Origin of the sequence: Duganella levis (assembly GCF_009857605.1) — a bacterium.
Taxonomy (GTDB): domain Bacteria; phylum Pseudomonadota; class Gammaproteobacteria; order Burkholderiales; family Burkholderiaceae_D; genus Rugamonas; species Rugamonas levis.
This window is the reverse complement of record NZ_WWCT01000026.1, coordinates 1-23017: the sequence shown is the minus strand read 5'-3', so window position 1 is coordinate 23017 and position 23017 is coordinate 1. Positions and strand designations below refer to the sequence as shown.

Here is a 23017-nt window from a genome sequence, read left to right as displayed (position 1 = left end):
GCGCTTATCGCTTGTTTTTAGGCTCGACCTGGTCGGTCATGCGCATGACCTCCGCCGGCACGGTGTCGCCGCGTCGCTTCAGCAGAATGGATTTGTTGTCTGGCCAGGTGCAGGTCAGCGTCTTGTCCGCCTGCGCGTAACGGCAGTTGATGTCGAATTCTGCTTTCATGCCCGGCACGCCTGCCGGAAGGAAGGGATGCAGCACCAGTGTGTCGCTGTCCATTTTGGCGTGCACCGGGTAGCCGACGATGGCGCGTGGCCCCGGCTTGCCGTCATCGACACCATCGGCGCGGTGCGCTGGCGCGCTCGAACCGGCCATCATGCCCAACCCGTCCGGCAGCAAATACACATCGGCTTGCTCCTGCTTGCCGTCGTAGAGCGAGGCGCCTGTGCCCCATGCGCCGGTCAGATGGGCGGGGATAAGGTCGGCGGCGCTGGCTCTGATGGGGAGCAATAGAAACAGTAGCAGCGGGATTATTTTATGTTGCGGCAGCTGGGCTATTTTTTTCATTGGTTTTACAGTATCTCGATGGCCGGGCCTTTAAGACTACGGTGCTGAGGCTGTCCATGAACAATGACCTTGGATGCGCCGCCGCTGCTGACCTCCACATTGCCGCTGACGTTGATCTCGGCCCTGGCCGAGCCATTTACCGCTACACGCGCGTCACGCGTCGCCAGCTTTGCCAGCAACAGCTGACCTGAGCCTGCGCTGTCTGCCAGCAAACTGTTCACCGTGCCGCCGATGGTGATATCGGACGAGCCGCTGGTATCAATCTTGACCTGCTCGCCCTGGACCGTTCCTAGAAAAAGATCGCCGGAGCCATACAGCTTGATGTCCGCCGAGTTGCATATCAGCTTTTCAGCGTGCACATCGCCCGCACCGCTGCTGGTCAGCGCCAAGGTATGCACCACGCCGTCCAGCACAATTTTTGATGCACCTTGATTGTCCAGCGCCAGCGCTGTGCCGCGCAAGCCGCTGACTGCTACCTGTACTGAACCCTTGACCTTGAGCCGAGCCAGCTGCGGCGTCGCGTACCGGATGCGCACCGCGTGTGCGCTGACCAGATTGCCCGTAGTCCAAATTTTTATCTGGCCGCCGCTTTCCACATGGTGGATAAATGGCAGCAGATTGTCGTCTGCCTCGATGACCAGCTGCGGCGTACTGCCAACCGTTACGTCAAGCAGCACATTCAGATGCATGATGTTTTCCAGCTCCAGCTCGCTTGCACCTGAGACGGCTATCCGTGACTGTGTCACATTGCCGCTACCGTTAGTCAAATCGCCGTGTGGAGACCACGCTACTGTCGCACAGCCGGCACTCAGCAGCATCAGGAAAAATAGCAAGGTTGGGCGCATCGACGATCCTTATTTCGATATATTGAGTGTTAAACCGCAGTTTGCCGCGTCGTTTATCGGCGGCTGCGAAGTCACTTCCCGCTGATTGAGTCCGCGCCCGGCCGGGCCATTTTGGCTTCCAGCGCCGCGATGAACTTCGCGTCCATCGGCATGGTGCCGGGTGCTTTCTCAGCCAACTGGATCTTGCTCCAGGCGCCGGCATAGTCGCCCGCGTAGTACAGCAGAATGGCCCAGTTTTGCAGATTGGCGGCGTGATCCGGGTGCTGCTGGTAGATGGCGTCGAAGCGTTTGGCCGCGTCTGCCAGCAGCGCTTTGTCCTTGGTTTGCAGGCCGACTACCGATACGGCTTTGGCATAGTCCACCTCGAAATCCACATTGCCCCGCAATTTAGGCTCGGCTTCGGTCATCAGCTTGAGCGCCTCGGGGCGCTTGCCCTTGGCGCTTTCCATCACCGCCATGCCCCACAAGGCCAGCCCGTTTGAGTGATCCAGCAGCCACGCCTGGTTGAAGCGCCGCATGGCGTCTTGCGGCGCATTTTTGCGCACAAAGCTCCAGCCCAGCAGCGCGATCTGCTCCGCCGCCTTGGCGCGGTCGCCGCCGGTCTGCCGGTCGACCTCATCGAGAAAATGCTGATCGGCAGCTTGCTGCTGCTCGGTCTTGGCCACCAGGCCATACTTGGGCTCCAGATTGATATTCTGGGCGGCGCCAGTCTGATGCAGGCCGGCGCCGAGGGCCAGCGCGAGCAGGAGGGAAGTGAATGGTGTTTTCATTTCGACAGCATAGCATTTAATGCAAAAAAGGCCACCAGATTGCTCTGGTGGCCTTTTTCATTCAGACGCTAGCGCTGACGAACGATTAACGGTCGCCGTAGGTGCGGCGCTGGCCGTCGTTGCTGCGTGGGTTGCTGCCTTTGTAGCCGCCGCCTTTGTAGCCTTCGCCCGAAGCGCCGCTGCCTTCACGGCGTGGTGCGCCGGCGCTGCTGCTGCCTGGCTTGCTGAACGAACGCTGGCCTGGCTTGGCGCCGCCACGGTTGTCGCCTGGTTTCCAGCCGCCTGGACGTGCCGACGAGCGTGGCGCCGAAGCGGTTTTCTTCGGCTCGTAGCCTTCGACCACATTCACCGGAATCAGTTGCTTGGTGAAGCGTTCGATGCGTTTGACGTTCATGCCTTCTGCGTGGTTGACCAGCGAGATGGCGTGACCGTTACGGCCAGCGCGGCCGGTACGACCGATGCGGTGGACGTAATCTTCCGGGAACTTCGGCAGATCGTAGTTGAACACGTGGGTGATCGATGGGACGTCGATACCGCGCGCCGCGACGTCGGTAGCGATCAGGATCTTGACCGAACCGCGACGCAGGCTGTCCAGGGTGCGGTTACGCGCGCCCTGATGCATGTCGCCGTGCAGGGCGGCAGCCGAGAAACCGGCGATGTTCAGACGGTCGGCGATGGTGTCGGCGTCACGCTTGGTGGCGGTGAACACAACAGCCTGGTCCAGGGTTTCGTCGCGCAGCAGGTGGTCCAGCAGGCGATTCTTGTGCGACAGGTCGTCGACGAAGTGCACGCGCTGGGTGATGTTTTCGTGCTTGTTGGCGGCGCTCAGGATCTGGATCACTTGCGGATCTTTGGTGATGCGGCGCGCCATGTTGCCGACGACGCCGTCCAGCGTGGCCGAGAACAGCATGGTTTGACGGTTGGCCGGGGTGGCGGCAACGATTTTCTCGATGTCGTCGATGAAACCCATGTCCAGCATGCGGTCGGCTTCGTCCAGCACCAGGATTTCCAGTTGCGAGAAGTCGATCTTGCCCGATTCCATGTGGTCGATCAGACGGCCTGGGGTGGCCACCAGGATTTCAGGATTCTTGGCCAGCAGTTGCATCTGCTTAGGGTAAGGCATACCGCCCAGGATCGACACGGCCTTGATGCGGCGCAGGTTGACGCTGTATTTGTCGGTATTGGTGGTGACTTGCAGAGCCAGTTCGCGGGTCGGGGTCAACACCAGCATTTTTGGCTGTGCAGCTTTGAAACGTGGACGCTCGCCACGGGCACGGGCGGCTTGCATTTCTTGATTAGGAGTCTTGCCGGCGGTGGCCGGATCGATCTCGGACAAACGGTGCAGCGACGGCAGCATAAAGGCTGCAGTCTTGCCGGAACCAGTTTGCGAGGAAACTAACAAGTCCTTGCCTGCGATCGCGGCAGGTACAGCCTGCTGCTGAACTGGAGTCGGCGCGGTGTAGCCGGCGTCGGTCAGGGCTTTAATGATGGACGTGTTGAGACCAAGTGCTTCAAATGTCATGCTGTTCTTTCGTAAAAACCAGCGTCCCCGCTGTCATAGCGGAACGCGAAATAGCAACGCCTACCAAAACGAAATGACTCAATCAGAATCGAAAGAAATTTCGGCACAAAAGCTTTGCGCCGGGACGGTGTCATGTAACGACACCAGAGGCGGGAGGGCTTTATAAGGGCACCAGGAATGATGCGCTGAGGCTGCGATGCTGCTTAACTTACTACTGGCTGAACAATCGGTGTCGCTTTGTTATCGACACGCGCATTGCAGGCTAGGCAGCTATTATGCCCTGTTTTGCCTTGTTTGTACAGGGCGGTGTAGAGGAGGCGGTTCTATCGTGCGCGCGGTTGGTTGTCTTTAAGATAATTTACTGTTTTTATCAGCGACGGGAGGACGTATGCGGCGGAGCATTGTTGGAGGCATGGCTGGTCTGCTGGCGCAGGCCTGCGTGGCGGCGCCGGTGACGGAGTTGAAACCGCAGGAGCTCGCCGCCTTCGTGGCCAAACATGACTATGTGGTGGTGCAGATGACCTCGCCCGATCTGAACTGCGGTTATTGCAAGGGCGCCGACGACACCTTCGACCGGGCGGCGGCCTTGCCCCATGAGCCCAAGCTAGTCTATGCACGGGTTCAGTGGAAGCCATGGCGCGAGATACCCGATTTCGGCCCGCTGGTCCGGGTGTACGGGGTGCCGGAGCAGTATGTGTTCCGCAACGGCAAAGCGCTGGGCGGTACAGGCGGGCGTCCGGCCAGCGCCGCCGGGTTGTTGACGCAAGTCGATCAGGTGATCGCCGATCCGCCATTGCTGCGGCCGAAGCAGGAGCCGGTCGCCGAGAAGCCGGCCCAGCCGCTCAGTGATGCTGAACGTGCCAGCGTCAAGCTGGGCATCCGGCGCGATTTCCTCACCGCCGTCAGCAGCGCTTGCGGCCGCATGTTCCCGGCGCACAAAGCCAACTACGATGGCGCCGTGCAAAGCTGGCGCACCGCCAACGAGGCCGGGCTGAAGCAGGCGGATGTGCTGATGGTCACCCGCACCAGCCGCGCCGACGCGCTGGCCATGCGCCCTCTGGCCGAGGAAGAGAAGCGCAGCTTGCAGGCGTGGCAGACCGGCAAGCTGGGCATTTCGCAGCAGAGCGCGCCGACGATGGCTGATTGCGACAAGTTCTACAGCAGCCTGGCCGGCTTGCCATGATGCGCATTTGTATCTATTTGTAATCCCGTAACCCCGTTTTAGCTGCCGTCACGATACACCCTGCAATGCCGGCATCAGCTGGCGCAAAGGGGATCGTTATGTGGAACAGAATAATCGTGGCCAGCTTGCTGGTGATGGCGGGGATGGCGCAGGCGCAGATACCGGAGCAGCGGGCCTCCAGGCCTTTGCTGCCGCGCCCGCCGATGGCGCCGCCGCTGATGGTGGTGCAGGGCGCCGAGCAGCCGGTGCGGCTGCAAAGCCTGAAGGTGGACGCCGCGCTCAGCGGCAGCATGGCGCAGACCACGCTGCGCATGGTGTTCTTTAACCCGAACCGGCGGCCGCTGGAAGGCAAGTTGCAGTTCCCGCTGTTGCCGGGACAGCAGATCAGCGCCTTCGCGCTGGATCTGGAGGGCAAGATGCGGGCGGCGGTGCCGGTCGAGAAGGCACGTGGCCGGCAAATCCTGGAGGCGGTCGAACGTACCCGCATCGACCCGGCTTTGCTGGAGCAAACCCAGGGCAACAATTTCCAGTTGCGGGTGTTTCCGATTCCGGCGCAGGGCACGCGCACGGTGGAGCTGACGTACACCGAGACGCTGGACCGCGAAGGCGCGAACTGGGCCTATCGGCTGCCATTGGCGTATGGCGAACTGGAGCAGGGCGTGGCGTTGCACGTGTCCGTAGCCGGCGAGGCGCCGCCGCAAGCCAGCGGCAACATCGGCGACATCGTCTTCGAGCGCAATGGTGACGGCTATCAGGCCCAGCTGACGCGCGCGACGTATTCGGCCAGCGGCGTGCTTAAGTTGCTGGTGCCGACGTTGGTAGCGCCGCAAACCTATGTGCAGCAGTTTGGCGGCGAGACGTATTTCCTGGCCGAGATGCCGGCCAGCACGCAGCGCACGCCGCGCCCGCTGCCTAAGGTGGTGGGTTTGCTGTGGGACAGTTCCGGCTCCGGCGCGCAGCGTCAGCATGATGCCGAACTAAGCGAGCTGGATCGTTACTTCAAGGCGCTGGGCAATGGCGAGGTGCGTCTGATCCGGCTGCGTGACCGGGCAGAAGCGGTGCAGCGTTTCCGCATCGTCAATGGCGACTGGCAGACCTTGCGCAAGTCGCTGCAAGACACGGTGTATGACGGCGCCAGCGCACTGGCCGATTGGCAGCCGCAGGCGGAGGTCAACGAATACCTGCTGGTCAGCGACGGCTTGATGAATTATGGCGGCAAACAATTCCCGCAGTTGTCGTCGCGACAGCGCTTGTATGTGCTGAACTCGGCGGTGTCGGCTGATACCGCGCGCTTGTCGGCGCTGGCCGAGCGCAACGGCGGCAAGCTGGTGACGGTACAGGCCGATCGTCCGGGCGCGGCCGCTGAGATGTTGTTGACCGACGGCTTGCAAGTGCGGCTGGTGAGCGCACGCGGCGCGACCGATGTGTTGATTCACGACGACGATGCGCCGCTGGGCATGTTGCGCGTGTCTGGCAAGCTGATTGCACCGGTGGCGGAGCTGAAGCTGGAGTTGCTGAAGCAGGACAGGGCAACGCCATTGCTGATCGAGGTGTCGGCCAACGGGCCGTCGCATCCGCTCGCGGCGCGCACCTGGGCCGGCTACAAGTTGCATCAATTGGAAGCGGATTATGAATTGCATCGCGCCGCGATTCGCCGGCTGGGCACGCAGTTCAGCATGCCGACGCGCGAGACCTCGTTGCTGGTGCTGGAACGGCTGGAGGATTATGTGCGTTACGACGTGCAGCCGCCAGCCGAGTTGCAGGCTGCCTTCGATGCGCTGAAGCGGATGCGCGGCGGTGAGTTGACGCTGCGTCGGACTAATCAGCTGGAACAGGTGGTGCAGCAGTTCCAGCGCAAGCTGGCGTGGTGGGAGGGCAATCATCCGAAGCCGACGCCATACCCGGCGTACCGTGAGAACAAGTTGACACGGGTTGAGGTGACAGGGCGGTCGAACGGTGCGGACAAAGCGGTTACCAATGAGCTGGCGATGCGCTCGCCGCCACCAGCGCCGCCAGCACCTCCTGCGCCGGCACAGGAGCCGCTGTCGTATGCATCCGGCGTCTTTCAGCGCGCGCCGAGTCCGGTGGTGATTGCCAGTGCGGCTGACCGGCACATGCGGCCGGCTGCGGAACCAGCGCAGTCATCCGGCGAGATCACGGTCAGCCTCAAGCGCTGGGATGCGAACGCCAGCTACATCGCTCGGATGAAGGCGGCGCGGCCGGACCAGCTGTATGCGATTTATCTGGACGAGCGGCCATCGTACCTGAACAGCAGCGCGTTCTACGTCGATGTTGCCGACCAGCTGTTTGCGCGCGGCCAGCGCGATCTGGCCTTGCGCGTGCTGTCCAACCTGGCGGAGATGGATCTGGAAAACCGCCAGGTGCTGCGCATTCTTGGCTATCGCTTGTTGCAGGCTGGGCAGCCTGAGCTGGCGATTCCGGTGTTCGAAAAAGTGCGTGAGCTGGCCGAGGAAGAGCCGCAATCGTTCCGCGATCTGGGCCTGGCTTACGCTGCCGCCGGCCGTCCGCAGCAGGCGATTGACCAGTTGTACGAGGTGGCGATTCGTCCATGGGATGGACGCTTTGCCGAAATCGAGCTGATTGCGCTGGCGGATATGAATTCGATCATCGCGTCGCCAGGCAAGGTGAAGCTGGACACCAGCCGCATCGATCCACGTCTGCTGAAAAACATGCCGCTCGATATGCGCGTGGTACTGAGCTGGGATGCCGATAATTCCGATATGGATTTGTGGGTGACCGATCCGACTGGCGAGCGCTGTTACTACGGCCATCGTTTTACGGAGCAGGGCGGGCGCTTGTCGGTGGACTTCACTGGCGGTTATGGGCCGGAGGAGTTTTCGCTGCGGCATGCGATGCCGGGCAAGTACAAGGTCGAGGCCAACTTCTTCGGCAGTCGCCAGCAAGTGGTGGCTGGGGCCACGACTTTGCAGCTGAAATTGACCAGCGGCTTCGGCCGCGCCGGCGCGCGTGATCAGATGGTGACGGTGCGGTTGAGCGGACGCGGGGAGACGGTGCTGGTGGGCGAGTTTGAGGTGAAGTAATCAGTTGATGGCGTCGATTCGCTTGGCCAGTTGTTCCGGCACTGGATAGTCGGGATAGGCCAGGTTGAATTTGCGCCATTCTTCGCGCGCGTCCTGACGCAGGTCGGCTTTCAGCATTTCGTCGATGACGTGCAGCCATTCGGCGGCGCGGGCGGTATCGGCAGGCGACATGGCCTTGCGCGCGGAGCCGGTGACGGTGACCAAGGTCGGCGCAGTCGCAGCCGCAACGACGGGCGTAGCCGAGGTCGCAAGCGCAGGTGCTGGCGGTGGCGCAGGCGGCGCAGGTGGTGCCGCCGGCAAGGCGATGGGAGCGGCCGGCGGCATCGACGGCGCCGACCGCGATGAATATGAAAGCGTTGTCGCGGGCGATGGCGAAATCGGCGCGGCAAGCGGCCCACTCGTCACAGACGGCGGAACGGCCGCCGCCAGATTGGCGGTCGGGGCGGAGCGGGCGCGCAGGAATTGTTCTGCAGGCGGCGTGATGATGATCGGCTCCGGCGCTTTGTCGGCATCCGCCAGCAATGACGGCGCCAACTTGGCGGCCGGCTCAGCGTGCGGTGCGGGCTGCGCCGGTGCCGGTCGCGCAGGGCTCGGTGACGGCGCAATGTGGCCGCTCGGCGATGGGGCTGCAGCGGCGGATACGGCCGCCGTCACGGAGGTGGTCTCTCGATCGCGCCCGCCAGTGGCGCCGCGCCCAGCCACCACAGTTGGCAAGGCTGGCGGCGCCGGTTGCGGTGCAGGCTGCTCTGCCGCTTGCGGTGTGCTGGCGACGGGTTTTTGCTCTGGCGCCGCCGCTGTCATTTGCGCTTGCTGGGCATAGTCGCCACGCTGCCATTCCAGCGTCAGCAGCAAGACGCCGACCAGGCTGGCGGCCAGCGCTGCGGGCGCACGCCAGCGCGCCATATTGGCCGCCGGCCGCCGCGTCGCGACCTGCGTGACCCCGCCTGCTTGAGCTGCATGCGCGGCTGGTGCAGCCTCCACGGCTTGCACCTGTTGCACCGTCTGCGCCGCGCGCTCCTGCGCCAGCTGCGCTTCAATCGATGCCATGATCGCGTCATTCACCTGCTTGGGGGCTTCCGGCTGCGCCAACGCCGCCAACTGACGCGACAATGCATCGCGGCCGGCGAGGAAATCGTCCAGCTCAGCATCATCCTGCAGATTGTGATCGCCGTTGCTCATGCCTGCTCCTCCTGCGCGGCCACGCCGGCCGACAGCTGTTCGCGTAATTTTCGCATGGCGTAGCGCAGCCTGCTCTTGACGGTTTCAATCGGCGCGTCGGTCAGCGTCGCAATCTCCTCCAGCGACAAGCCACTGAACTGCTGCAACACCAGCGCCTCCTTCTGCTCGCCCGGCAGCGCGCGAATCGCCTGGTGCAACGCCGAATTCATCTGCTGCGACTCCAGCTCCGCATCAGCCGCCGGGCTTTGCGGTTCCGGCGCATCATCGACCGACAGCAGCGGCGACTGGCGCTGCAAATCTACCAGCCGGTTGCGCGCGATCTGATACAGGAAAGTGCGAAAACTGGCGCTCGGCACATATCGCCCACGCGCCTGATGCAAACCGATCCACGCCTCCTGCGCCACCTCATCCACCCAATCCCGGCGCGGCGAGCGCCACGCGACAAAGCGGTACAGCCCACGCTGATGGCGCTGGTACAGCTCGCGAAAAGCGGCCAGGTCGCCATCGGCGTAGCGCAGCATCAGGGATTCATCGGAAGGCTCGGTTGACATACGAACAAGTGTAGCACTGCAGTTGCTACTTGTGGCCCTGTAGACCCTTCATCCTTTGTATGCCGAGCCTGGACAGGAACGGCGTCAGTGCTTTCCATGCCATCGGGACTTGGTCTTCGCAATTGCGGTTGGCGTAGGCGTTGGCGCTAACGCGGAATACCAGGCCTTGCGCCGTCGGCCATACCTCATCGATGGAGACGAGTTCGTTGCAATCGTCGGACATCCGTCCATATGCCCGCCAGACCAGTGCGGGCAAGCTGCGCGCCTGTGGACCCTCATCGTAGTAGCGGCCAATGGGCCAGTCGCTCTTGTCCTTGAACCAGCCGCGCATATCCTCCAGTCCACCGGTCTGGGTGGAATAGGCCTCCTCGCCAAACCAGCTATTGCCGTGGGCGCCGCCGCACTCCCCGTCGAAGCTGCGGTTGAGGACGACCAGGTCGGCGTTCCAAACGCTGACGCTGGTGGTAATGGTGTTTTCCCACGCATTCCCAGGGCCGTTGCGCATGATGCCGTAAGCGGCGCACTCGACGATCTCGCTCAGATTGCTGACGGCATACTCGCGCAGTTTCTTGTTCAAGGCCTGGATGCCGGCACTGTCGCCTTGCAGCGTAACACTATAAAAATCCTTGATGCCCGGCGCTGTCACTTTGCGATAGGTGTTTGCGCCAATCGCCACCGGTGCGCTGAATTGCAGCTTCAGATTGCGGATGCGCTGCTCGGAATCGCTGCTGCCGGGCACGGCGACCAGCGGCTGCGGCTTGTCGCCGGCCGCAGTGCGCCACACACCGCTGAGTTTGTTGCCGTCCTCGCAGGTCAGTGCCAGTTGGCCGGTTTGCGTGCCCTTGGCATCATATTCGCGCCAGAGTCCTGACTCTTTGTCTTGCTCCAGGTACAGGTCCGCGAGATTGTCGCGATAGTGGTAGCGGCCTTGGTAATGCGCCTGGTCCTCAACGGAGAATTCCAGCGTGACGGGGATGTCGCCGATTGTGCCCGCCCAGGTGCGGTCCAGACACTCGTCGGCGCGCGCGGCAGGGACGAACAGAACGAGGAGCAAAAAAAACGCCCCGGTGAGCGAGGCGTTTTTAAGGGTGTGCAGCATGGAAGGCTTATTGGTAGTCTTCTGCGTTCAGGCCCATGACGTGCGAGAAGCCGCCGTCGACGTAGGTGATTTCACCGGTGATGCCGGACGCCAGGTCCGACAGCAGGAAGGCGGCGGTGTTGCCGACTTCTTCGATGGTGACGTTGCGGCGCAGCGGCGCGTGCGACGAGGCAAAGCCCAGCAGCTTGCCGAAGTCCTTGATGCCGGACGCAGCCAGGGTCTTGATCGGACCGGCCGAGATGCCGTTCGAACGGATGCCCAGCTTGCCCAGGTTTTCCGCCAGGTAGCGTACCGACGCTTCCAGCGAGGCTTTGGCCAAGCCCATGGTGTTGTAGTAAGGAATGGCGCGGACTGCACCCAGGTACGACAGGGTCAGCACCGACGAACCGTTTTTCAGCAGCGGCAGCGCAGCCTTGGCCATGGCCGGGAAGCTGTAGGCCGAGATGTCGTGGGCGATGCGGAAGTTCTCGCGGCTCAGGCCGTCCAGGAATTCGCCGGCGATGGCTTCGCGCGGCGCAAAGCCGATCGCGTGCACCAGGCCGTCCAGCTGCGACCAGCTCTTGCCCAGGTCGGCGAACAGCGCGTCGATTTGCTCGTCGCTGCCGACGTCGCAGTCGAATACCAGCTTGCTGTCGAATTCGGCGGCGAATTCGGTGATGCGGTCTTTAAAACGTTCGCCGACGTAGGTGAACGCCAGTTCGGCGCCTTCGCGATGGCAAGCCTTGGCGATACCGTAAGCGATGGAACGGTTCGACAGCAAACCAGTGATGAGGATTTTTTTGCCTTGCAAGAACGCCATAGGGACTCCGATTGCGACTGCGTGCCGGGCTCGCTCTCAGAGCTGGCTGGCGACGTCAGTGGGGTTGTGTTTTTTTAGTGTGCGAGGTGTGCAAGTATTGCCCGACACGCAAGAGCAAGATTGTAGGACGTGTCAGCCTTGACTGCAACCTCTGAATCGCGGCCGCCGGCCCCGCCTATGCGGGGTCCGGCGGCGGCCATCAGTTGGCTTTGCGGTGTTTTTTGCTGCCGCTATCGCGCGCGACGCGGGCTTTCACCAGCGAAACAGGGCTCGACTTGTCGGACTTGCTGGCCTTCGGCAGTTTGTAGCCCTTGGCCGTCTTGCCGCTGGCGCGTTCCGCTTCATACGAGACGGTGGCGCTTTCGGCCACGTCCGGGGCGATGTCGCCCACCGACGCCGAAATCTTCGGCACCAGAATGGTGGAGCCGGCTTTCAGCACCGAGTTCTGCGGAATATTGTTGGCCTGGCGAATGACTTCCGGCGACGTGTGGAAGCGCGACGCCAGAGTACGGATCGATTCGCGCGCGCTGGTGATCTTGTGGGTCGACCAGGTCGACAGTTCCTTGGTCCATTGGGCCAGGTTGATATGGAACTTCTCGGCGTTTTCCTTCGGCAACAGAATCTTGGTCTGGTCGTCGCCGGTGATGACCGGGCGCTTGAACTGCGGATTCAGTGCCTTGAACTCGTCCACCGACAGTTCGGCCAGGTGGGCCGCCACAGTCAGGTCGATATCGCTGGTCTTGTCGACCGCCGTGAAGTACGGCGAATTGTCGATCACCGGCAGGTTCAGGCCATACTGCTGCGGGTTGGCGACGATGTTCTTCACCGCTTGCAATTTTGGCACGTAATTGCGGGTCTCGGCCGGCATCAGGTCGGCCAGGCTTTCAAAGTCGGTCGGCTTGCCGGCGGCTTGATTGCGCTTGATGGCTTTCTGCACCGAGCCTTCGCCCCAGTTGTAGGCGGCCAGGGCAAGTTGCCAGTCGCCGAACATATCGTACAGGCGCTGCAAATAGGTCAGGGCGGCGTCGGTCGAGGCCAGGATGCCGCGGCGTTCGTCCTTGAAAGCGTCCTGCTTGAGGTTGAAGTCGCGGCCGGTGCCCGGCACAAACTGCCACATGCCGGCCGCGTTGGCGCTCGACAGGGCGTTCGGGTTGAAGGCGGACTCAATAAATGGCAGCAGCGCCAGTTCGGTCGGCATGCCGCGCTTTTCCAGCTCGGAGACGACGTGGAACAGGTACAGCGAAGCGCGCGCAGTGGTGCGGGCGATGTAGTCGGGACGGGTGGCGTACCAGTTAACATGCTTGGCCACCAGGTCATTGCTGACGTCGGGAATCGCGTAACCGCTGCGGATGCGGCCCCAGACATCTTTTTCGCGGAAAGCATCCTCATCCACCAGTTTGACGGATTTGGTTTTCAGGGAAGCGACATCGGGAATGGGGAATTTCGGCAGGGGAGACAGCGCGGTAGTGACCGTCGGCAGATCTGTTGCGTGTTCGTAGGCCTGGGATAGCGCGGGCGCGAGTAGCACTACCAGCGTGGCCAGGACTGCGGATTTGGGAATGCGTGCTTGCATAGTTTTCCGTGAGTTAGCGAGAAGAAACTTCGCGTGGACTATGAATTAAACGTGGAGTGTACGAAGGTCCCTCCCATCAGTCAAGGAATATGTCACCCTTATGACAAATTCTTATATGCAACAATTCCCGTTAAATAAGCGCGAGATGCCGGCAAATTGACGGAAGTAAATGAGGAACATAGGCGCGGCGGGGAAGAGTGCGTACAATCCTGTTTTTGCGTAGTGATTGAGGAATAGCAATATGAGTAGCCCCGCCATCGACCGCGATGTGGTCATCGCCGATACCGTCCATTGGCTGGAAAAGGCCGTCATCGGCCTGAACCTGTGCCCGTTCGCCAAGAGCGTGCACGTCAAAAAACAAGTGCGTTACGTCGTCACCGAGGCGGAAACGCCGGAAGAGCTGCTGGAAAAGTTGATGGAAGAGCTACAGCATCTGGCCGACACCGATGCGGAAAAGATCGACACCACGCTGCTGATCCACCCGAACGTGCTGACCGATTTCTTCGACTACAACGAATTCCTGGACGTGGCCGACGCCGCGCTGGAAGACCTGGGGCTGGACGGTTTCCTGCAAGTGGCCAGTTTCCACCCGCAGTATCAGTTCGACGGCACCGACGTCAACGACATCAGCAACTACACCAACCGCTCGCCGTATCCGACCCTGCACCTGCTGCGCGAAGACAGCATCGACCGCGCGGTCGAGGCCTTCCCGGAAGCATCTGATATTTTCGATAAGAATATCGAGACGCTGGAAAAACTCGGTCACGATGGCTGGGACAAGTTGATGGAAAAGCCATGAGCGACCTGCCGGTCCGCCCGGACACGCCGTGCGTGGCAGTCTGCTCGACCACCTTTGACGAAATCTGCCGCGGCTGCGGCCGTTCGGTGGTCGAGGTGGCGCACTGGGTGTCGATGACACCCGAGGCCAAAGAAATCGTCTGGCAGCGCATCCTGGCGCAGGGCTACCCGCGCCGGAATACCTGAGCCTGTCGATTAATACGAACCGATAAAGTCCTTTTTGCCAACTTCCAGGCCGTTATGACGCAGGATGTCATACGCGGTGGTGGCGTGGAAGTAGAAGTGCGGCAGCGCGTAGTGGAACAGATAGGTCTGGCCCACGAAATGCTTGGTCTTCTCGCCGCTGCCGGTGGTGATGGCGCGGTCTTCGCTGCCTTCGATCTGCGCCTGCGGCACGCTGTCGATATACGCCAGCGTTTTGGCGATGCGCGCTTTCAGGTCGGCAAACGTTACTTCCTTGTCTTCATACGACGGCACTTCCTGGCCACCCAGGCGGGCGGCTGCACCCTTGGCGAAATCGCAAGCGATCTGGATCTGACGGGTGAACGGCAGCATGTCTGGGAACAGACGGTATTGCAGCAGCGCGTTCGGATCAATTTTCTTGTCGGCGGCGTGCGCTTCAGCCTTGTCGAGGATGGCGCTCAGGCTGTTCAGAATCTGTTTAAACACAGGAATGGAAGCGGTGTACATCGAGAACGTGGTCATGGTGAATTCCTATGTGTGGGAAAAGAGCCGCGATCATAGCGCGCCTGTGGGATTTTTGCCGGTTCTGGCACTTTTTTTGCATATTTGCGAAGATATTCCGTGCATAATTCCTACTAAGTAACAACCTCAGACTGACGATGCAAATTAATCAATACGCAGTGCCGGTGCATGACTAGCACGATTTACCAGAAATTCCGCGCCCGCCTCAGTGCGCTGTACGGCCTGTCCATCTATGGCGCATTGCTGCTGGTGGTATTTGGCGGCCTGGTCATCCCTGCGATTATCGGCAGCTACCTGCTGATCGGCGTGCACGAGCAGCAGTCGGCGCGCGTGGCGCTAAATGAATCGTTGCAGCGCAACGCCGACATCCTGGCGCTGGGCATGCAGGAATCCCTGTGGAATATGAATGCCGAATCGGCCCACTCGCTGGTCGAATCGGTAATGCGCGACCGCTCGGTGCTGCAAGTGCAGGTGGTCGGCCAGGCCGATACCCAATTCATGCACGTGCGCTCGCCGCGCGTGGCCAGTGGTAACGTTTATCGTGCCGACCGCGAAATCCTGGTGCGCGGCGAGCGCATCGGCCGCATCATGGTGGAAATGGACGATGCCCGCAGCCAGCAAGAGTTGCGCGAGAAGCAGCTGTCCTATGTGTTCGTGCTGGCGGCGCAGCTGACCGTGTCGTTGCTGCTGATCGTGCTGTTCCTGAATGCGCGCCTGATCAAACCGCTGCGCAAGCTGATGCGCTTCTCCGACCGCCTGTCGCACGGCGACTTTGAAACCCGGCTGGACGTCACCGGCAGCGATGAACTGGGCCGCCTGGCGCAGCAGCTGGAGCAGATGCGGGTGGCGATCAAGCGCCTGTTCGAGGATATCGGCCAGCGCGAAGAGCGCTTCCGTACCATCGTCACCCAGGTGCCGGGCGCGGTGTTCCGCTTCCGTCCGGACGGCCCGATTGATTTCGTTTCGGACGCCATCGCCGACATCTCCGGCTACACGGCGGCGCAATTCATGCGCAGCACCACGCATTCCTGGACCAATCTGATTGCGCCGGAAGACCGCAAGAAGCAGCGCCGCGTCATCGCCCAGGCGCTGCGCGACGGCCAGCCATACGAAATCGAATACCGTATTCAAGACGCCGCCGGCGCCGTGCGCTGGGTGCAGGAAAACGGCCAGCCGCAGCCCTCCGAGGCCGACCGCGATGCGCCATGGGTGGACGGCATCATCTCCGACATCAGCCAGCGCAAGCACAATGAAATGCGCATCGAAGCGCTGCTGGCCGAGCAGAGCGCGATTCTGGACAACGTGATGTTCGGCGTGATGTTCGTGCGCCACCGGACCATTGTCTCGGTCAATCGCCGCTGCGAAGAATTGTTCGGCTACGAGCCGGGCGCCATGACCGGCGCCTCGACCTCGATCGTCTTCATGACCGCATTCGACTTTGAAGCGGCCGGCGCGCGCCAGTATCCATCGCTGGCGCAGGGCGACTACTTCAGCGAAGAGCGCCAGTACCGCCGCAAGGACGGCAGCACCTTCTGGTGCATGGTCAGCGGCTGTGCGCTGGACCAGAACCGCGCCAATGAGGGCAGCATCTGGGTCTACGCCGACATCACCGCGCGCAAGGAAGCGGAAGAAAAACTGCGCCTGTCGGCCACCGTCATCGAGCACATTGCCGATGGCGTGGTGGTGCTGGATGCGGAAGGCACCATCGTCGCCGTCAATCCGGCGTTCACACAGATCACCGGCTACACCGAGGCCGAAGCGATGGGCAAGGACCGCACGCTGACGCGCTCCGGCCGTCACGAACAGTCGTTCTACGAAGAGATGTGGCAGGAACAGCTGGACAAGGGCTTCTGGCGCGGCGAGCTTTGGAGCGTGCGCAAGAACGGCGAGCTGTATCTGGAATTCCTGACCGTGAGCGCGGTGCGTGACACGCGCGGTCGCGCCACCCATTACGTCGGCGTGTTCAGCGATATCACCAAGGCCAAGGAGTCGCAGGAAAAGCTGGACCACCTGGCGCACCACGATCCGCTGACGGCGTTGCCGAACCGCCTGCTGTTCCATGATCGTTTGCAGCACGCCTTGCTGCGCGCCGCGCGCGATGGCGAACAACTGGCGCTGCTGTTCATCGACCTGGATCGCTTCAAGAACGTCAACGACACGCTGGGCCACCACATTGGCGACGAGCTGCTGAAGCAAGTGGCCAAGGCACTGCAAGACCGACTGCGCGAAGGCGACACGCTGGCACGTTTGGGCGGCGACGAATTCATTGTGCTGCTGGAGAATATCGAGAACCAGTACGGCGCCAGCCAGGTCGCCGAGAAGCTGGTGCAGATGTTCGAGGAGCCGTTCATGGTGGCCGGGCACGAGTTGTTCGTCACCTGCAGCGTGGGCATCTCGCTGTTCCCGGACGATGCGGCCGACCTGAATATGTTGATCCGTAACGCCGACGTGGCCATGTACCAGGCCAAGGCGCGCGGCCGCAATGGCTTCAGCTTCTATGCGCCGTCGATGACCGGCGAGGGCGTCGAGCGCCTGCGCCTGGAGACCTTCCTGCGCCGCTCGATTGAGAAGGACGAAATCTTCCTCAACTATCAGCCGCAGGTGGAAATCGACACCGGCCGCCTGGTGGGCGTGGAGGCGCTGGTGCGCTGGAATCATCCGGAACTGGGCCTGATTCCGCCGATCCGCTTCATTCCGCTGGCAGAGGATACGGGCTTCATCAACCAGCTGGGCAAGTGGGTGCTGCACGAAGCCTGTCGCCAGATGGTGCGCTGGCAGGACGCCGGCCTGCATGTGCCGAAGATCGCGGTCAACCTGTCGGCCAAGCAGTTCGAGCGCGGCTCCATCGTCAACATGGTGGCCGACATCCTGCGCGACACCGGCCTTGAGCCGCAACGCCTGCAACTGGAAGTGACCGAGTCGGTGATCATGAACACCGGCGACGCCATGGTCTTCATCAACGACCTGCACTCGATCGGCGTGGCGCTGGCGATTGACGATTTCGGCACCGGCTATTCGTCGCTGGCCTACCTGAAGCAGTTGCCGGTGCAGACGCTGAAGATCGACCGCTCCTTCATCAAGGACATCTCGACCGACGTGAATGACGAAGCGATTGCCATTGCGATTATCCAGCTGGGCAAGAGCATGAACCTGTCGGTGATCGCCGAAGGCGTGGAGACCGAAGAACAGGCGGCCTTCCTGCTGCGCCATGGCTGCAATCTGGCGCAGGGCTACTTCTACAGCCGTCCAGTAGCGGCGGATGATATGCTGGTACGCTGGAAAAAATAAAAACCAAGCAGGAGACGTTTATGCAGGGAGCGAAAAAACCATCGCGCCGCCGCTTTATCCTGGGCGGTCTGGCGGTGGGTGGCGCATTAGTGGTCGGCTGGGGCGTGATGCCGCCGCGCCAGCGCCTGAACGGCAGTCATCCACTGCCGCTGGATGCCGACAGCGTGGCCTTGAACGGCTGGGTGGGCATCGGCAAGGACGGCACCGTGACCGTCGCCATGCCGCGCAGCGAAATGGGGCAGGGCGTGTACACCGCGCTGCCGATGCTGGTGGCCGAGGAACTGGATGTGCCGCTGTCCGCAGTGCGCCTGGTGCAGGCTCCCATCGATAAAATCTTCGGCAATATCGCCATGCTCAAGGACGGACTGCCGTTCCATCCGGATGATACGGGACGCCTGAAGTCCACCGTCAGCTGGGTGGTCGGCAAGGTCGCGCGCGAACTGGGATTGATCATTACCGGCGGCTCGTCCAGCGTCAAGGACGCGTGGGAGCCGATGCGTGAAGCCGGCGCCACCGCGCGCGCCATGCTGGTCGCTGCCGCCGCCGCCGAATGGTCGGTCAGCGCGGCGGACTGCCGCACCGAGGACGGCCACGTGTTGCATGCGGATGGCCGCAAGCTGGCGTATGGCGCGCTGGCCGCGAAAGCCGTCAACACCAAACCGGGCGAGGTGCGCCTCAAGGCGCCGCAGGAATTCAAATTGATCGGCAAGCCGCAGCCGCGCCACGACACGCCGTCCAAGGTAAATGGCACGGCCATCTTCGGCATCGATGCGCGGCCGGCTGGCATGCTGTATGCGGCGGTGCGCATGTCGCCGGTGATCGGCGGCACGGTCGCCAGTGTGAACAGCGCGGCGGCGTTGAAGATGCCGGGCGTGATCAAAGTAGTCGACTATTCCGCCGCGCTGACGGAGAAGACTGGCGCCGGTGCCGGCGTCGCGGTCATCGCCAAAACCTATTGGCTAGCCAAGCAGGCCGCGCTGGCGCTGGAGATCCAATGGAACGACGGTCCGCTGGCCAAGCTGTCCAGCGACGCTATCTATGCCGACTTTGCCATGCGCCTGGATAAAGAGGACGGCCACGCCTACTACCAGGCGGGCGATATGGATGCGGTGGAAGGCAAGGCCGCCGGCGTCGCCAAGACGCTGAAGGCCGAATACCGCGCGCCGTATCTGGCGCATGCCGCCATGGAGCCGGTCAACTGCACCGCGCAGGTCAAGGACGGCAAAGTGCACGTGTGGGCGCCGACGCAGTCGCCGGGTTTTGCGGTGGAGGTGGCGGCCAAGGTGGGCGGCGTCTCGGCCGATAACGTAGTGCTGGAAGTGACTTTGCTGGGTGGCGGCTTTGGCCGGCGGCTGGATGTGGACATGGTGGCGCAGGCGGTCGCCATTGCCAAGCAGGCGGACGGTTACCCGGTGCAGATGATCTGGTCGCGCGAGGACGACACCACGCACGACGTGTATCGCCCGGCGGCGCTGGCGCGCTTCAGCGCCACGCTGGATGCGGCGGGCAATGTGCTGGGCTACGATAATAAATCGGCCAGCGGCTCGATCGGACATCAGTTCTTCAAGCGCAATCTGGGCCTGCCGGTCGGTGGGCCGGACAAAACCACGGCCGAAGGCGAATTCGATATGCAGTACCACTTCGCCAACCAGCGCATTCGCCATGTGATCGTGGACAGCGCGGTGCCGCTGGGGTATTGGCGTTCGGTGGGCCATTCGCATAACGCCTTCTTCAAAGAGAGCTTTATCGACGAGCTGGCGCATGCGGCGGGCAAGGATAGTGTGACGTTCCGGCGCGACCTGCTGGCGCAGCATCCGCGTCATCTGGCGGTGCTGAATGCGGCGGTGGCCAAGGCCGGCACGGCGCCGCAAGGCCGCGCGCATGGCGTGGCGCTGCATCAGTCGTTCGGCACGATCGTCGCGCAGGTCGCGGAAGTGTCGGTGGAAGGCACGGAGATCCGCGTGCACCGCGTGGTGTGCGCGATCGATTGCGGGCTGGCGGTCAATCCCAACATCATTGGCCAGCAGGCCGAATCGGGAGTGATCTTTGGCTTGTCGGCGGCGCTGTTTGGTGCCGCCACCATCAAGGACGGCAAGGTCGAGCAGAGCAACTTCCACGACTATCCGGTGGTGCGCCTGAACCAGGCGCCGGAAGTGGAGACCATCATCCTGCCAAGCACCGCGCATCCCGAAGGCATGGGCGAACCGGCCACGCCGCCGATCGCCCCTGCTGTCGCCAACGCCGTCTTCAAACTGACCGGCAAGCGCTTGAGGAGTTTGCCGCTGAGCTTGTAAAAGAGGTACCATGAGTCTCATTCCCTTGCTAACCAGTGGTGAGCATCATGATATCGATTAACAACGCGGTTACCAGCGCGACCAACTTGCAGAATGCACGCCGTACTACTGCGGAAGCGCCGTTTTTCGGTACGGTAGCGCAGCCTGATATGCGGGACAGCCACATCAGCGTGGCCGCTGCGCAGGAATCTTCGGCGACGTTCCAGAAGGCGATGGAGAGTTTTGGTAACTATCTGCTGAAATCCTTCGCCGACAAGGTGCTGGGGGCTGATGCCGAAGGCGCGGTCTTCAGCTTCGACGTTTCCAGTACCACAGGAGAATCCAATCGCGCCGGCGTCGAGCAACTCGGTACTGATGGTGTGCGGACGTATTCCAGCTACGTGCAGGAGAAGCAGCATTTTTCGGCCAAGGGCACTATTACCACGGCCGACGGCCGCAAGGTCGATTTCGATATCGATGTGCAGAACGAACTGGACCTGCAAACTGCGGATGATGGCAGTGCAGACAGGGCAGAGCGCACGGCGTATCAACTGCCGGACTTCGGCTTCCCAAGTTCCCTGGTCGATCTGCTACGCCTGATCGGCGTGGAATACAAGGGCATGATCGCTGGTCAGGATGGGCAGCAAATCGCGGCATTGAAAATGCGCGTGGTGCATGTGTCCAACCACAGCGGCGATGGCGACACCTATACCGCCACGCCGGTCATGCAGCAGGAAGGTCCGACCAGTGGCCCGATGCATTTCGCCAAAGGCGAGGCCAGCAGCGTCACGATGCACATTGGCGATACCGCTGTTTCTCAGCAGGCGGGCAATCAGCTTGATTTGACGACCAGTGCGCTGGGCGGCATTCCGCCTGAAAAATAAACTTACAGCGCGTTGCGCAGCAGTGCGCGCAGGTTGCAGTTGCGCTGCCAGTCGGCGCGCTCGCTGTTGTTGATGATCAATTCCTGCAATTCCTCGTCGCTCTGGGCGGCGGTCGATTGCACCAGGCGGTGGGCGACGCCGACGTCCGGCAGCATGGTGCCGAAGAAGGCCACCATTTCGTGATGCTGGATCAGCAGGGTAGGGAAGTTTTCCACGTCTAGATCGCCGACCACGTCGGCTTGGTCTTCGATGTCGATCCAGATGAGCAGTTTGTCCGGATGGCGCGCCGCCAGTTCGTCGAACGTGGCGCGGTAGGATTCGCAGGTTCCGCACCAGGCGGCGCACAGGCAGGCGACGATCCAGCGGTCGCCGGCCAGGGCTGCGGCTATTTCTTCGCGGTTATCGGAATTCAGGGTCAGGCTAGGCATTGGCGTGGTCGGATCAGGGCGTGCTCGGCCCAAAAACGGTATTCTACATGCCCGCGCGGGGTCGCGCCTGCCAGCGCGGCGGGTTAAAATACGGGATGCCTATTATTCTTGCCATTGAAACCTCGTCCGAAACCGCTTCCGTCGCACTGCTGCGGGGCGATGACGTCCTGAGCCGCGTCTCCAGCGGCGTGCGTACCCATTCCCAGGCCGTGTTGCCGATGATTCAGGAGTTGCTGGCCGAAGCCGGCATCAGCTTGCCGCAGTGCGACGCCGTCGCCTTCGGTTCCGGCCCCGGCTCGTTCACCGGCGTGCGCACCGCGTGCGGCGTGGCGCAGGGGTTGGCGTTCGGCGGCAAGCTGCCGGCCGTGCCGGTGGTGACGCTGGATGCGATGGCATTGGCCTGTCATCAGCAGCATGGCGCCGCCGAAGTGCTGGCGGTGCTGGATGCGCGCATGGGCGAAGTCTATTGGGCGCAGTATCGCTTTGATAATGGCGCGCTGGTGGTGGTGTTGCCGCCGGTGTTGTCGGCGCCGGCCGACGTCCAGCCGCAAGGCTCGCCTATTATGTGCGGCAATGGCTTGTCGGCGTACGCCGAGGCGTTCCCGGCCGGCGGCTTTGCCGAGGTGATGCCGCATGCGGCGCAGATCGCGCAGCTGGCGGCGATTGCCTTTGCGGCCGGTCACACGGTCACGGCGGCCGAGGCGCAACCGCTGTATCTGCGGAACAAGGTCGCCTACACGCAGGCCGAGCGCCGCGATATGGCTGCCGCGAAGGAAGGCGGCGCATGACGGCGCCGGTCTGGGATCTGGCGCGGCTCGATTACGAGCCGATGCAGGCGTCCGACCTCGACGAGGTGTTCGCGCTGGAACAGAGCGTGTATCCGTATCCGTGGACCATGGCCAATTTTGTCGACTCGCTCAACAGCAATTACGAGGCGTGGGTGCTGCGCGAGCGCGATGGTCATCTGCTCGGCTATTTCCTGTTGATGGCCGTGGTGGATGAGTCTCATTTGCTGAATGTGGCCGTGTCGGCCGAGAAGCAGGGGCAGGGCTTGGGACGGTTTTTGCTGAACCAGGCGGTGGCTTGTTCGCGCGGGCTGGGCATGGAGTCGGTGTTGCTGGAGGTGCGGCCATCGAACACGCGGGCCTTGCAGATTTATGAGCGCTATGGATTTAAACAGATCGGCCGCCGCAAGGGATATTACCCGGCGGCCAGCCAGCAACGCGAGGACGCGATTGTGATGCGGTTTCAGGTATGAGTCAGTCGTCGGCACGTAGCACGGCCTTCCTGCAGGAGATGGGAGTTGGCGTGCAATGGAAATTGCGCAATGGGGCGGCGGAGGCTGAGGGGGATGCGTTCGTCTCGGCAGTGCAGGCGTTGGCGGATGGCTGGCCAGAGGAAGATGCGCCATCGGCCGTCGCATCGGCTGTTGGAATGCCGGCAGTTGCCTCGCCCGCGCCGCAGTTTGTCGCACAGGCCGCCGCCGTGCCCGCGCCGTACATCGCCGCACCGGCTGCGATGCCGCCAGCGCCCCCGGTTGGCGCGCC

20 protein-coding genes and 1 pseudogene are annotated in these 23017 nt (G+C 62.3%); 10 read left to right on the top strand and 11 right to left on the bottom strand.

Features of this window, described 5'->3' with window-relative positions:
* Nucleotides 1-4 precede the first annotated feature (4 nt).
* The 4 genes from GTP69_RS25360 to GTP69_RS25345 all read right to left on the bottom strand — a co-directional run bounded on the left by GTP69_RS25360 (nucleotide 5) and on the right by GTP69_RS25345 (nucleotide 3648).
* On the bottom strand, nucleotides 5-454 hold the full coding sequence (locus GTP69_RS25360; RefSeq protein WP_161057487.1) for a hypothetical protein: 450 nt from the start codon (nucleotides 452-454) through the stop codon (nucleotides 5-7).
* Nucleotides 455-516: 62 nt separating this feature from the next.
* On the bottom strand, nucleotides 517-1356 hold the full coding sequence (locus GTP69_RS25355) for a GIN domain-containing protein (protein WP_161057486.1): 840 nt from the start codon (nucleotides 1354-1356) through the stop codon (nucleotides 517-519).
* Between the two features lie 71 nt (nucleotides 1357-1427).
* Entirely contained in the window at nucleotides 1428-2126 is a 699-nt protein-coding gene (locus tag GTP69_RS25350; RefSeq protein WP_161057485.1) for a tetratricopeptide repeat protein, read from the bottom strand.
* A gap of 85 nt (nucleotides 2127-2211) precedes the next feature.
* On the bottom strand, nucleotides 2212-3648 hold the full coding sequence (locus GTP69_RS25345) for a DEAD/DEAH box helicase (protein ID WP_161057484.1): 1437 nt from the start codon (nucleotides 3646-3648) through the stop codon (nucleotides 2212-2214).
* 412 nt (nucleotides 3649-4060) lie between these two features.
* On the opposite strand from GTP69_RS25345, the gene GTP69_RS25340 reads away from it, so the two are divergent.
* Nucleotides 4061-4831, top strand: coding sequence for a hypothetical protein (locus tag GTP69_RS25340; RefSeq protein ID WP_161057483.1), 771 nt, complete (start codon nucleotides 4061-4063; stop codon nucleotides 4829-4831).
* Nucleotides 4832-4929: 98 nt separating this feature from the next.
* On the top strand, nucleotides 4930-7893 hold the full coding sequence (locus tag GTP69_RS25335; protein WP_229261151.1) for a DUF2135 domain-containing protein: 2964 nt from the start codon (nucleotides 4930-4932) through the stop codon (nucleotides 7891-7893).
* On the opposite strand, the gene GTP69_RS25330 is transcribed toward GTP69_RS25335, so the two are convergent.
* The 5 genes from GTP69_RS25330 to GTP69_RS25310 form a co-directional block, all read right to left on the bottom strand.
* Nucleotides 7894-9072: a hypothetical protein gene (locus GTP69_RS25330; protein WP_161057482.1), complete on the bottom strand. Its 1179-nt coding sequence runs from the start codon at nucleotides 9070-9072 to the stop codon at nucleotides 7894-7896.
* The gene (locus GTP69_RS25325; RefSeq protein ID WP_229261150.1) at nucleotides 9069-9593 is read right to left on the bottom strand and encodes a sigma-70 family RNA polymerase sigma factor; all 525 of its coding nucleotides are present in this window, start codon (nucleotides 9591-9593) and stop codon (nucleotides 9069-9071) included. Before GTP69_RS25325 ends, GTP69_RS25330 begins: the two co-directional genes overlap by 4 nt.
* Nucleotides 9594-9648: 55 nt before the next feature.
* A complete protein-coding gene (locus GTP69_RS25320; RefSeq protein ID WP_161057480.1) occupies nucleotides 9649-10722 on the bottom strand; it encodes a polysaccharide deacetylase family protein in 1074 nt (357 codons plus the stop codon).
* A gap of 7 nt (nucleotides 10723-10729) precedes the next feature.
* Nucleotides 10730-11521, bottom strand: a complete 792-nt coding sequence (fabI, locus tag GTP69_RS25315; protein WP_110848445.1) for an enoyl-ACP reductase FabI — start codon at nucleotides 11519-11521, stop codon at nucleotides 10730-10732.
* Nucleotides 11522-11720: 199 nt separating this feature from the next.
* Complete coding sequence (locus GTP69_RS25310; RefSeq protein WP_161057479.1) at nucleotides 11721-13094, bottom strand: transglycosylase SLT domain-containing protein; 1374 nt, start codon at nucleotides 13092-13094, stop codon at nucleotides 11721-11723.
* A gap of 241 nt (nucleotides 13095-13335) precedes the next feature.
* Between GTP69_RS25310 and GTP69_RS25305 the strand changes: the two genes are divergently transcribed.
* Together GTP69_RS25305 and GTP69_RS25300 are read left to right on the top strand one after the other, a co-directional pair.
* Entirely contained in the window at nucleotides 13336-13893 is a 558-nt protein-coding gene (locus GTP69_RS25305; protein WP_161057478.1) for a DUF1415 domain-containing protein, read from the top strand.
* A complete protein-coding gene (locus GTP69_RS25300; RefSeq protein ID WP_110848442.1) occupies nucleotides 13890-14078 on the top strand; it encodes a DUF1289 domain-containing protein in 189 nt (62 codons plus the stop codon). The genes GTP69_RS25305 and GTP69_RS25300 overlap by 4 nt, the downstream gene beginning before the upstream one ends.
* A gap of 9 nt (nucleotides 14079-14087) precedes the next feature.
* Here the strand turns inward: GTP69_RS25300 and GTP69_RS25295 are convergent, their stop codons facing one another.
* Complete coding sequence (locus GTP69_RS25295; protein ID WP_161057477.1) at nucleotides 14088-14597, bottom strand: DUF1993 domain-containing protein; 510 nt, start codon at nucleotides 14595-14597, stop codon at nucleotides 14088-14090.
* 168 nt (nucleotides 14598-14765) lie between these two features.
* Here GTP69_RS25295 and GTP69_RS25290 point away from each other — a divergent pair, with 168 nt between their 5' ends.
* From GTP69_RS25290 to GTP69_RS25280, 3 genes are all read left to right on the top strand, one after another.
* The gene (locus GTP69_RS25290) at nucleotides 14766-17885 is read left to right on the top strand and encodes a bifunctional diguanylate cyclase/phosphodiesterase (protein WP_161057476.1); all 3120 of its coding nucleotides are present in this window, start codon (nucleotides 14766-14768) and stop codon (nucleotides 17883-17885) included.
* Nucleotides 17886-17905: 20 nt separating this feature from the next.
* Nucleotides 17906-20179, top strand: coding sequence for a xanthine dehydrogenase family protein molybdopterin-binding subunit (locus tag GTP69_RS25285; protein ID WP_161057475.1), 2274 nt, complete (start codon nucleotides 17906-17908; stop codon nucleotides 20177-20179).
* An 86-nt stretch (nucleotides 20180-20265) separates the two neighbouring features.
* Nucleotides 20266-21042: a hypothetical protein gene (locus GTP69_RS25280; RefSeq protein WP_161057474.1), complete on the top strand. Its 777-nt coding sequence runs from the start codon at nucleotides 20266-20268 to the stop codon at nucleotides 21040-21042.
* A 2-nt stretch (nucleotides 21043-21044) separates the two neighbouring features.
* Here GTP69_RS25280 and GTP69_RS25275 read toward each other — a convergent pair whose 3' ends face one another.
* Nucleotides 21045-21470, bottom strand: a complete 426-nt coding sequence (locus GTP69_RS25275; protein WP_161057473.1) for a thioredoxin family protein — start codon at nucleotides 21468-21470, stop codon at nucleotides 21045-21047.
* Nucleotides 21471-21565: 95 nt separating this feature from the next.
* On the opposite strand from GTP69_RS25275, the gene tsaB reads away from it, so the two are divergent.
* The 3 genes and pseudogenes from tsaB to GTP69_RS25260 all read left to right on the top strand — a co-directional run.
* Nucleotides 21566-22258, top strand: coding sequence for a tRNA (adenosine(37)-N6)-threonylcarbamoyltransferase complex dimerization subunit type 1 TsaB (tsaB, locus tag GTP69_RS25270; protein WP_161057472.1), 693 nt, complete (start codon nucleotides 21566-21568; stop codon nucleotides 22256-22258).
* Nucleotides 22255-22728 (top strand): ribosomal protein S18-alanine N-acetyltransferase, encoded by a 474-nt coding sequence (gene rimI, locus GTP69_RS25265; RefSeq protein ID WP_161057471.1) that lies wholly within the window; start codon nucleotides 22255-22257, stop codon nucleotides 22726-22728. Before tsaB ends, rimI begins: the two co-directional genes overlap by 4 nt.
* A gap of 50 nt (nucleotides 22729-22778) precedes the next feature.
* Nucleotides 22779-23017, top strand: a pseudogene (locus GTP69_RS25260) (hypothetical protein); the annotation flags it as partial.

Excerpts from the sequence above, each read along its gene's own strand:
- GTP69_RS25355 (WP_161057486.1), bottom strand. The coding sequence starts at position 1,356 with ATGCGCCCAACCTTGCTATTTTTCCTGATGCTGCTGAGTGCCGGCTGT.
- GTP69_RS25350 (WP_161057485.1), bottom strand. The coding sequence starts at position 2,126 with ATGAAAACACCATTCACTTCCCTCCTGCTCGCGCTGGCCCTCGGCGCC.
- GTP69_RS25345 (WP_161057484.1), bottom strand. The coding sequence starts at position 3,648 with ATGACATTTGAAGCACTTGGTCTCAACACGTCCATCATTAAAGCCCTG.
- GTP69_RS25340 (WP_161057483.1), top strand. The coding sequence starts at position 4,061 with ATGGCTGGTCTGCTGGCGCAGGCCTGCGTGGCGGCGCCGGTGACGGAG.
- GTP69_RS25335 (WP_229261151.1), top strand. The coding sequence starts at position 4,930 with ATGTGGAACAGAATAATCGTGGCCAGCTTGCTGGTGATGGCGGGGATG.
- GTP69_RS25330 (WP_161057482.1), bottom strand. The coding sequence starts at position 9,072 with ATGAGCAACGGCGATCACAATCTGCAGGATGATGCTGAGCTGGACGAT.
- GTP69_RS25325 (WP_229261150.1), bottom strand. The coding sequence starts at position 9,593 with ATGCTGCGCTACGCCGATGGCGACCTGGCCGCTTTTCGCGAGCTGTAC.
- GTP69_RS25320 (WP_161057480.1), bottom strand. The coding sequence starts at position 10,722 with ATGCTGCACACCCTTAAAAACGCCTCGCTCACCGGGGCGTTTTTTTTG.
- fabI (WP_110848445.1), bottom strand. The coding sequence starts at position 11,521 with ATGGCGTTCTTGCAAGGCAAAAAAATCCTCATCACTGGTTTGCTGTCG.
- GTP69_RS25310 (WP_161057479.1), bottom strand. The coding sequence starts at position 13,094 with ATGCAAGCACGCATTCCCAAATCCGCAGTCCTGGCCACGCTGGTAGTG.
- GTP69_RS25305 (WP_161057478.1), top strand. The coding sequence starts at position 13,336 with ATGAGTAGCCCCGCCATCGACCGCGATGTGGTCATCGCCGATACCGTC.
- GTP69_RS25300 (WP_110848442.1), top strand. The coding sequence starts at position 13,890 with ATGAGCGACCTGCCGGTCCGCCCGGACACGCCGTGCGTGGCAGTCTGC.
- GTP69_RS25295 (WP_161057477.1), bottom strand. The coding sequence starts at position 14,597 with ATGACCACGTTCTCGATGTACACCGCTTCCATTCCTGTGTTTAAACAG.
- GTP69_RS25290 (WP_161057476.1), top strand. The coding sequence starts at position 14,766 with ATGACTAGCACGATTTACCAGAAATTCCGCGCCCGCCTCAGTGCGCTG.
- GTP69_RS25285 (WP_161057475.1), top strand. The coding sequence starts at position 17,906 with ATGCAGGGAGCGAAAAAACCATCGCGCCGCCGCTTTATCCTGGGCGGT.
- GTP69_RS25275 (WP_161057473.1), bottom strand. The coding sequence starts at position 21,470 with ATGCCTAGCCTGACCCTGAATTCCGATAACCGCGAAGAAATAGCCGCA.
- tsaB (WP_161057472.1), top strand. The coding sequence starts at position 21,566 with ATGCCTATTATTCTTGCCATTGAAACCTCGTCCGAAACCGCTTCCGTC.
- rimI (WP_161057471.1), top strand. The coding sequence starts at position 22,255 with ATGACGGCGCCGGTCTGGGATCTGGCGCGGCTCGATTACGAGCCGATG.